The organism is Streptomyces sp. NPDC059567 (assembly GCF_042735655.1).
Lineage (GTDB): Bacteria > Actinomycetota > Actinomycetes > Streptomycetales > Streptomycetaceae > Streptomyces.
Genome location: NZ_JBHWBS010000054.1, coordinates 40,873 through 49,763, shown reverse-complemented (window position 1 = coordinate 49,763; position 8,891 = coordinate 40,873). Strand labels below are relative to the sequence as shown.

General features: G+C 72.2%; 6 protein-coding genes. All 6 read right to left on the bottom strand.

Features of this window, described 5'->3' with window-relative positions:
* Positions 1 to 119 precede the first annotated feature (119 nt).
* On the bottom strand, positions 120 to 938 hold the full coding sequence (locus tag ACFVZW_RS23135) for a S1 family serine peptidase (protein WP_384524238.1): 819 nt from the start codon (positions 936 to 938) through the stop codon (positions 120 to 122).
* 134 nt (positions 939 to 1,072) lie between these two features.
* Positions 1,073 to 2,620 carry an RNA polymerase sigma factor gene (locus ACFVZW_RS23130; protein ID WP_384524236.1) on the bottom strand — a complete coding sequence of 516 codons (1,548 nt, stop codon included), beginning with the start codon at positions 2,618 to 2,620 and terminating at the stop codon, positions 1,073 to 1,075.
* Positions 2,621 to 2,997: 377 nt separating this feature from the next.
* A complete protein-coding gene (locus tag ACFVZW_RS23125; RefSeq protein ID WP_384524233.1) occupies positions 2,998 to 3,885 on the bottom strand; it encodes a FadR/GntR family transcriptional regulator in 888 nt (295 codons plus the stop codon).
* Positions 3,886 to 4,045: 160 nt separating this feature from the next.
* Positions 4,046 to 5,803, bottom strand: coding sequence for an ATP-binding cassette domain-containing protein (locus ACFVZW_RS23120; protein ID WP_384524230.1), 1,758 nt, complete (start codon positions 5,801 to 5,803; stop codon positions 4,046 to 4,048).
* A 119-nt stretch (positions 5,804 to 5,922) separates the two neighbouring features.
* Complete coding sequence (locus ACFVZW_RS23115) at positions 5,923 to 6,693, bottom strand: NUDIX domain-containing protein (RefSeq protein ID WP_384524227.1); 771 nt, start codon at positions 6,691 to 6,693, stop codon at positions 5,923 to 5,925.
* A gap of 107 nt (positions 6,694 to 6,800) precedes the next feature.
* The gene (locus tag ACFVZW_RS23110) at positions 6,801 to 8,852 is read right to left on the bottom strand and encodes a glycogen debranching N-terminal domain-containing protein (protein ID WP_384524224.1); all 2,052 of its coding nucleotides are present in this window, start codon (positions 8,850 to 8,852) and stop codon (positions 6,801 to 6,803) included.
* Positions 8,853 to 8,891 lie beyond the last annotated feature (39 nt).

Below are 8,891 nucleotides of genomic sequence, written 5' to 3'. Positions count from 1 at the left end.
CGCGCGCGCGCGGGCGCACGCCCGCGCGCCCGGCCCCCCCCCCCCCCCGCGGGGGGGGCGGCCCCCCCCCCGTCCTCGCGCGCGAGGCCCGAGTCCCGCTCGGGCCTCGTCTGTGCCGCTCAGAGGTTCTTCGGCAGCACCGCCGAGACCCGGGTGTAGACGCCCGGATTCTCGGCCTGACCGCAGCCACTGCCCCAGGACACCAGCCCGATGAGCCGCCCAGCGGCCACCAGCGGCCCTCCGCTGTCCCCCTGGCAGGCGTCCTTGCCGCCCTGCGGGTCACCGGCGCACAGCATCGTCTCGCCCCGGTACGCGGCTGCGAAGCCGCCCGGATAGGCCCGCTCGCATGACGCGTCGGGCAGCACCTGCACGCGCGCCGAGCGCAGCGTCGAGGCATAGGTGCCGTTGCCCGTCGTGTCCCCCCATCCGTAGACGTCCGCCGCCGTCCCGGGGGTCTCGGCCTCGTCGCCCGGGCGGGCCACCTCGATCACATAGGACTGCGGCAGCGCGGTCGCCAGCGTCAGCACGGCCAGATCGTTGCCGTTGGTCGTGGGGTTGTACTCCGGACTGGTCCAGGTACCGGAGATCCGGACCTCGTGTCCACCCTGACCACTGAGGGCGCTGCGGCCCGCGATGACCTTGAGGTCGGGAAGGTCCGAGGGCTCGCCGCCCAGGACCTCCCTGCCGAGGCAGTGGGCCGCGGTGAGCACCTGGGTCGGCGCGACCACCACGCCTCCGCAGAACTGCCCCGCGCGCGTACCTCCGAACCGGTCACGGCTGGAGAGCGCCACGACCCACGGGGCCTCCGCGATCTTCGCGGCCTGCCCTCCGACGACGACACTGTCGGCGGCCGCGGGAGCGGCGGCGGCGAACGGGCCTGCCGCCGCCGAGATCAGGCCCAGGGCAGTGGTCACTGCTCGGGCGATGGGGCGACGCATAGAGCCTCCTGACTCTCCGAAGATGTCGGTTCACCCAGCGTGGTCCAGGTGGCGCCGTACTGCACCCCCGCACGCCGAAGGGCCCGGCCCCCTTCTCGGGGAACCGGGCCCTTCGGCGTGTGTACGACCGCGGACTAGTCGAGGTAGTCGCGCAGGACCTGCGAACGGGACGGGTGGCGGAGCTTCGACATCGTCTTCGACTCGATCTGGCGGATCCGCTCACGCGTGACGCCGTAGACCTTGCCGATCTCGTCCAGCGTCTTCGGCTGGCCGTCGGTGAGACCGAAGCGCATGGAGACCACGCCGGCCTCACGCTCGGAGAGCGTGTCGAGAACGGAGTGCAGCTGCTCCTGGAGGAGCGTGAAGCTGACCGCGTCGGCCGGGACGACCGCCTCGGAGTCCTCGATGAGGTCACCGAACTCGCTGTCTCCGTCCTCACCCAGCGGGGTGTGGAGGGAGATCGGCTCGCGGCCGTACTTCTGGACCTCGATGACCTTCTCCGGGGTCATGTCGAGTTCTTTGGCCAGCTCCTCCGGGGTGGGCTCACGGCCCAGGTCCTGGAGCATCTGGCGCTGGACGCGCGCGAGCTTGTTGATGACCTCGACCATGTGCACCGGGATACGGATGGTGCGGGCCTGGTCGGCCATGGCGCGGGTGATCGCCTGACGGATCCACCAGGTGGCGTACGTGGAGAACTTGTAGCCCTTGGTGTAGTCGAACTTCTCGACGGCGCGGATCAGACCCAGGTTGCCCTCCTGGATCAGGTCCAGGAAGAGCATTCCGCGGCCGGTGTAGCGCTTGGCCAGCGAGACCACCAGTCGGAGGTTGGCCTCCAGGAGGTGGTTCTTGGCGCGGCGGCCGTCCTCGGCGATGATCTCCAGCTCGCGCTTGAGCTTGGGCGCCAGCTTGTCGGAGTTGGCCAGCTTGTCCTCGGCGAACAGACCGGCCTCGATGCGCTTGGCGAGCTCGACCTCCTGCTCGGCGTTGAGCAGCGGGACCTTGCCGATCTGCTTCAGGTAGTCCTTGACCGGGTCGGCGGTGGCACCGGCGACGGCGACCTGCTGCGCCGGAGCGTCGTCCTCGTCCTCGTCGGACAGGACGAAGCCCTTGTTCTCGCCTTCGGCCTCCTCGTCCTCGCCCTTGCCGGGCGCGACGTCATCGAGGAGCTCCTCGCCCTCGACGGCCTCGTCGGCGTCCTTCTTGGCAGCGGTCTTCTTGGCCGTCGTCTTCTTGGCGGTGGCCTTCTTCGCCACCGTCTTCTTGGCCGCGGTCTTCTTCGCGGCCGCCTTCTTGGCCGGCGCTCCGGCCTCGTCGGCCGGGTCCGCGCTCTCGGCCGCCGGAGCCGCCGTGGCGGCCGAGACGGTCTTCGTCACGGTCGTCTTGGCGGTGACGGTCTTGGTGGCGGTGCGCTTGGCCGGGCTCTTCGCTGCGACGCTCTTGCGGGCGCGCTTCGGCGACTCCGCTGCACTGACCATCAGCGTCACACCCTCTTCCTCGAGGATCTGGTTGAGGCTGCGCAGAACATTCTTCCACTGGGTTGGCGGAATCTGGTCAGCCTCGAAGGCCCGACGCACGTCATCGCCGGCGATCTGCCCATCAGCCTTTCCCCGCTCGATGAGCGCCATCACAGACTCGGACTCGGCGATCTCCGGCGGGAGCGTACGGGATGTGCTGGCCGACACGAACAACCTCTCGGAACGATGGAAAACGGCTTCCGGCCCCGCCCAGGATCGGGCCGGAGCCGACGACCATCGGCTGGGAATGTGCCGACGGCGCGGGCTGGACCGGGGAACTGCACAGCGCCTCACGCGGCTGCTGTATTCCTTCCTCGGCTGTCACCTCTTAAGTCATCGCACGGCTTCGAGGAGTGTTACGCCCAATCCGCGTGGCCCGAGTCACACCTCATTTGCGACGAAGCGGCCAGAACGGGCGTTCGTCGCACATTCGCGCCGCCCCAGCCCCCGCGGAACCCTGGGGACACGTCGTGATCCCCGGGTTCCGCACGGCGTCGGCGACACGCGGTGCGTACGGCTCCGCGCCCGTGGCCGTGGCCCGCGGGTCAGTGCTCACGCGGGGCGGGCACCACGCGCTCCACCTCGGGGTGGACGGTCAGCAGCTGACGCATGGCCGTCTCGGCGCCCAGCGCGTCCCCGGTCGCGAGGCAGTCGACGATACGCGCGTGGTGCGCCAGGCAGGGCTCGCCGGGACGGTCACAGCCGGTGACCGGACCGCCGGAGACCTGGAGTGCGGCGGCGACGATGCCGGAGAGGTGCTCCAGCATCCGGTTCCCGGCGAGCTGGATCAGCAGGGAGTGGAACTCGACGTCGGCCCGGGAGAAGGTGATGCCGTCACCCTGGGCGTAGGCGTGACCCATGATCTCGACCATGTCGGCCAGCCGCTGCTGGACGTCCTCGCGTCCGTGACCGGCGGCGAGCCGGGCGGCCAGCGGTTCGATCGTCCAGCGCAGCTCGTTCAGCTCGCGGCGCTGGTCGTCGCGCTGCGGGCCGAAGGCGCGCCACTCGATGATGTCGGGGTCCAGCAGGTTCCAGTCGCTGACGGGCCTGACCCTGGTGCCGACGTTGGGGCGGGCACTGACCAGGCCCTTGGCCTCCAGGACGCGCAGCGACTCGCGTACGACGGTGCGGGAGACCTCGAAGCGCTGACCGATCTCCTCCGGAACGAGCGGGCGGTCGGCGCCGAGGTCGCCGGAGACGATCATCTGCCCCAGCTGCTGGACGAGCTGGCCGTGCAGGCCGCGGCCGCGGCTGCCGGCCGTGCGACGACCGACCCGGCCGAGGTCCGTCTCCACCCCTTCCCAGGAGGAGGGCCCCACACGGTCGGCGACGGGCGCCTCCGCGTACGGGTAGCGGTCGAGATCGCCCGGGGCGCCGAGGCCGGAGTCGACGGGGCGGGCGGCGGTCATCATGGTGTGCGCAAGGGTACTCACGCATCCTTTGTCGGCGTGCCCCCCGTGACCCTTGAGGTCTTTGGTGAAAAGCACACGAAAGGGTGATCGGCACCCCCTACACAATTGACGATTAATCGGACATAGCTGGCCATTTTCAAGGGAGTTGCCGAGGAAGCGGAAGCTTTCGATCCGGAAGTGATCACCAACGCGCTTTGCGGCGCAGGCCGGTGAACAGATAGGCGCAGAGCAGGGCGGTCAACGACAACGCCAGCGCCACCCCCACGGGCTGGGCGACCACCCGCAACACCCCCTCCAGCCGGCGGTCGGCCGCTGCCGGCCACTCCATGCTGACGAAACCCCGCAGCCGGGCGGGGAGCCCCGAGAACGGACGGCCCGAGGGCCCGGAGGTCGCCTTCTGCAGCAGGGGCGCGAGGATCACCGGCACCGCGAGGACCGCCGCCACACCCGCCGCGGCGACGCGGAAGACCCCGGCCCCGAGCACACCGGCCCAGGCGCAGCCGACGGTCAGCCCGAGCCAACTCGCACACAGTGTCGGCCAGTTTTTCGGTACGGGAACCAACTCGCCGCCATAGACGAGGCGAAGGGTCTGCAGGTCGGCGGCCACGACGAGCACGGCCAGCACCACGGCGACGGCGGCCGCGACCGTGAGCTTGGCGAGCAGCAGTCCGAGACGGCGGGGAACCGCGCCGCGGCCGGTGGTGAGCGCCGGATAGCGGTACTCGTCCGCGAACGAGAAGGCGCCGAGCAGCCCCGCCCCGATGGCGGCGGGCGGCAGCGGGGAGAACGTGGGCCAGCCGGCGAGCAGGGTAGGCACCGGTGTCCGGCCGCTGCGTGCGAGCACCACCGAGATCACGACGGAGGCGATCAGGACCGCGGCCGCGACGAGTGGGGTGGCCGGAACGCCGAGCAGTCTGCGGATCTCGTACCGGAGCGGGCGCAGCGGCGATCGGGTCGGCCGCCGCTCCGCCGGCGGCTCGGACTCACGCACGGCGGCGAGGCCTTCGGTTCCGGGGTCACGGCCGTCCACCGAAGGGTCGCCTGAGAGCTCGGACGAGTCGCGCGGACCTGCGTCGCCCACCTCGTCGGAGAGTTGATGGATGAGCACGCCGTGCCGGAACGCGGTCTCGCCGATCGCGGCGCAGTCGCTGCCGTAGACGGAGAGCCGATTGCCCTTCTCGGTGACCACCTCGACGGTGCGGCGCGCGGCGCGCGCCTCCTGCGTGACGACCGAGGCGAGCCGTGCGGCATGGGGCGTACGTACGGCCACCCGCGGCCGCAGCCGGGTTCGGGCGAAGTCGACGACCTCCTGCTCGGCGACGAGGCGGCCGTGGGCGACGGTGACGACCCGGTCGGCGTTGCGGGCCGCGTCCTTCGGGTCGTCGGTGGTGTAGAGGACGGTGCCGCCCTCCACGGCGTGGGCACGCAGGAGTTCATGCAGCCAGGCCTTGTCCCGTACGGAGAGGCCGGCGCCGGGCTCGTCGAGCAGGAGTGCGTGCGGATCGGCCAACAGGGCGGAGGCGAGGCCGAGTCGGCGGTCCATCGCGCGCGGCAGGGTGCCGATGCGCTGGTCGGGGAGGCCGGTGAGTCCTACGGCCCGGAGCATCTCGTCGGCCCTGGAGGCGGGAACACCACTCGCCGCGCACAGCATCCGCAACTGGCTGCGCATGGTTCGCGAGGGGTGTCCCGGGACGTCCCCCAGCAGCACGCCGACCTCACCGGCGGGGTGCGCGATGCGATGGAGGGGGCGGCCGCGGAAGTACGTGACGCCGCGGCCGGGCTCGAGTTCGAGCATCAGCCGCAAGGTGGTGGTCTTGCCTGATCCGGCGGGGCCCAGAAGGGCGGTGACCTGCCCCGGCCTGGCGTCGAAGGTGAGATCGTCCACGGCGGGCGGGAGGTCGCGGCGGGGGCTGCTGGTGAGTCCGATGGCCTGGAGCATCGCTTCTCTCGCGGTAGGTGACACCGCTCCGCGGCAGGGCGGCTATCGAAGCAAGATAACGCTACATTTCGGACTTTTGGCGCAGGGTTGGGGTCTCGGGTCGTCCCCGAGTCCGCTCGTCAGACCTCGGGACGCAGCATGGGCGGGTTGAGCAGAGTCGCCCCACCCGCACGGAAGAGCTGCGCGGGACGGCCGCCCTGGCGCGTGGTGGTGCCCCCCGCGGGGACGAGGAATCCGGGGGTACCCGTCACCTTCCGGTGGAAGTTGCGCGGGTCGAGCACGACACCCCACACGGCCTCGTACACCCGCCTGAGCTCGCCGACCGTGAACTCCGGCGGACAGAAGGCAGTGGCCAGCGAGGAGTACTCGATCTTGGAACGGGCCCGCTCCACTCCGTCGGCGAGGATCTGCGCGTGGTCGAACGCGAGCGGCTCCCCTTGCCCCTCCTCACGCTCGACGGAGCCGTCCTTGCCGAGCACTTCCTCGACAGGGGCCCAGCGTGCGCTGTTCGCGTCACCGCCCGCGCGCGGCGCCGGCAGATCGGGGGCGAGCGCCAGATGGGCGACGCTGACCACTCTCATCCGGGGGTCACGCTGCGGGTCCCCATAGGTGGCCAGCTGCTCGAGGTGGGCGCCGTTGCTCGGCATGGGCGCCGGGGCACCCGGGTCGTGGACGCAGAGTCCCGTCTCCTCCACCAACTCGCGCGCCGCCGCGGCGCCGAGGTCCTCGTCCGCCCGGACGAATCCACCGGGCAGCGCCCACCGGCCCTGGAACGGAGCTTCTCCCCGTCTCACGACCAGGGCGCACAGAGCGTGGCGCCGCACGGTGAGCACGACCAGATCGACGGTGACGGCAAAGGGCGGAAAGGCCGACGGGTCGTAGGGAGACATGCCGCGATCATAGTCGTCTTCCTGACGATAAACACTCCCCTCCGCTGCATCGGCAATGACTTCTTGTCCCTCCCGTAAGGCTTCCCTCGCGCTGCCGCCCCGCATGGTCAGCCCCCCAGCTGGAGGCCGTCGGCGGCCTCCTCGACCATGCCGAGCCCGAGCCGGCTCACCCTCACGGTGAACGGCTCCCCCGCGACCCGCAGCCCCGACAGTCGTACCGCGCCGAGCGGAGCCGACCGGACGGGGTGCAGGGCCACGGTCCGGCCCGGCGCGTCGGGCCGGATCCCGGCGAGGGTCGCCAACAGATGGACTCCGGCGGCCGCGGCCACGGCGGCCGGCCGGCACGCCGCCGGGTGCGGCACCGGAACAGCACCGGCCGTCCGCTGGTCGCCCGCGTACATCTCGGGCAGGCGGTGGCCGAACGCCTCCGCCGCGTCGAGGGCGCCACGGAGCAGGGACGTGGCCTCCCTTTCGTATCCCGCCGCGGCGAGCCCGGCCACGGCGACCGCCGTTTCATGGACGCGTACGGCTCCTGCCCTGTGCCCGAAGGGGTTGTGGCCGGGTTCCTTGGCACCGAGGCTGCGCAGCCCCCAACCGGAGTCCAGTGCCGGGGTGCCGAGCAACCGGGCCAGCTGTTCGGTCTCGGCCCGGTCCAGCAGGCCTGGCCCGTACCGGCCGCCACCCAGGAGGCCGGTGTCGAGGAGGTGCGCCGCCCATCCTCCGAGCTGGGTCCATGGCCCGCCGCCCGGCGCCCGGGCGGCGGCGGGTCTGCCGCCGGACCTGTCGTCGAGCCAGAACTCCGCGCGGAAGCGCCCGCGCAGGGTGCTCGCCCACTCCCGCCAGGCATCCCCGCCCGGTCGGCCGCAGGCGTCGAGGAGGTCGGCGCCGAGCAAGGCCGCTCGGTGGGCATGGGCCTGAGTCTCGGCCCGCCAGGGACCGGAGGGCCCCGGGTCCGGGACGAACCCGTGCCGGTCGGCGGCGGATCGCAGCCACTGGAGGCACCGTTCCGCCGCGGGAAGCAGTTCTTCGAGGTCCTGTTCGGGCAGCCCCCATCGTCTGGCCTCGGCCAAGGCCGCGGGGAAGGCGAGGGTGGCCTCGATGCCGGTGCAGCGGGGCGGCAGGTAGGGGCCCGCGTCCCTGAGGGGGCCGGGGATGCGCCCCGCGACCGGGCCGGTTCCGCCGATCTGGCTCCGGGCCAGCGTTCGGAGCGTGGTGGCGGCGAGCCGGGTACCGAGGGGCAGGGCCATGCGCGCTGCCCAGAGCGCTTCGGAGGTGGCGGGTCCGCACCGCCAGGGCACTCCGGCAGCGAGATGGACGTCCGCCGGGTGGGCCGCGTCGCGTTGGAGGAGGGCCCGCAGATCGTCCACGGAAGTCCGCAGCAGCTCCGCGATCCGAGGATCGTCCCCCTCGGCACGAGCCTCGGCGAGGACGGCGCCGCCGGGCCGCGCCGCGCCCTGCGCCGGGAGGGGGGCGGTCCGGGGTGCCCGGTCCGCGCGCACCCTGAGTTCGATGGTGCTGGTGGCTCCGGGGCCCAACTCGATCTCCCACCGCAGGAGCCCGGCAGCGGCCAGCGCGTCCATGGGCGGCGGTTCCGCGGTGACGGCCGCGTACCGTCCGTCGTCCGCCGTCCAGCGCATTCCGGTGCCGTGGACGCTGGGGAAGATTTCGGGCCCCGGCCGCCCGGACGCCACCGCGCCCAGATCCGCGAGATCCGTCCCGAGAGCGATCTCCACCGGGAGTCGCAACGGCCGGGTGACGGAGCTGCGCAGAGTGATCCGCTCGGTTCCGTCGGCGCCGCGCGAACGCTCGACGGTGATCCCGGGGTCGGGTCCGTTGTCCCCCGACGTCCGCAGGGCTCCGAGGAACACGGCCCGGTCGGCGGCGGCTCGCCTGCCCTGGAGCGCGATGGGTTCGCGTCCGGCCACCCGCAGCACACAGCGGGAGAGGAGTCTGCGCCCGGACAGATAGACCCCTTCGAGGCCGCGTCCGGTGAGCTGTCCGTGGTCGGCACAGATGACGAGGGCGGGCAGGGCGACGCAGATGAGCGCGCTGTGCACCGAGGGCAGTTCACTCGGCCGCGGGGCACCCGGGAGGGTGAGGCCGGCGAGGGTCGCGGGTCCGGCCGGGGGTCCGGGGGCCGGTACGGAACTGGAGGCCATGGGTGGTGTGCGGTGCTCTCTGTGCGATCCGGACTGCCG

What these genes read in the sequence shown, in the direction of transcription:
- ACFVZW_RS23135 (WP_384524238.1), bottom strand. Translation starts at nt 938, where the DNA reads ATGCGTCGCCCCATCGCCCGAGCAGTGACCACTGCCCTGGGCCTGATC.
- ACFVZW_RS23120 (WP_384524230.1), bottom strand. Translation starts at nt 5,803, where the DNA reads ATGCTCCAGGCCATCGGACTCACCAGCAGCCCCCGCCGCGACCTCCCG.
- ACFVZW_RS23115 (WP_384524227.1), bottom strand. Translation starts at nt 6,693, where the DNA reads ATGTCTCCCTACGACCCGTCGGCCTTTCCGCCCTTTGCCGTCACCGTC.
- ACFVZW_RS23110 (WP_384524224.1), bottom strand. Translation starts at nt 8,852, where the DNA reads ATGGCCTCCAGTTCCGTACCGGCCCCCGGACCCCCGGCCGGACCCGCG.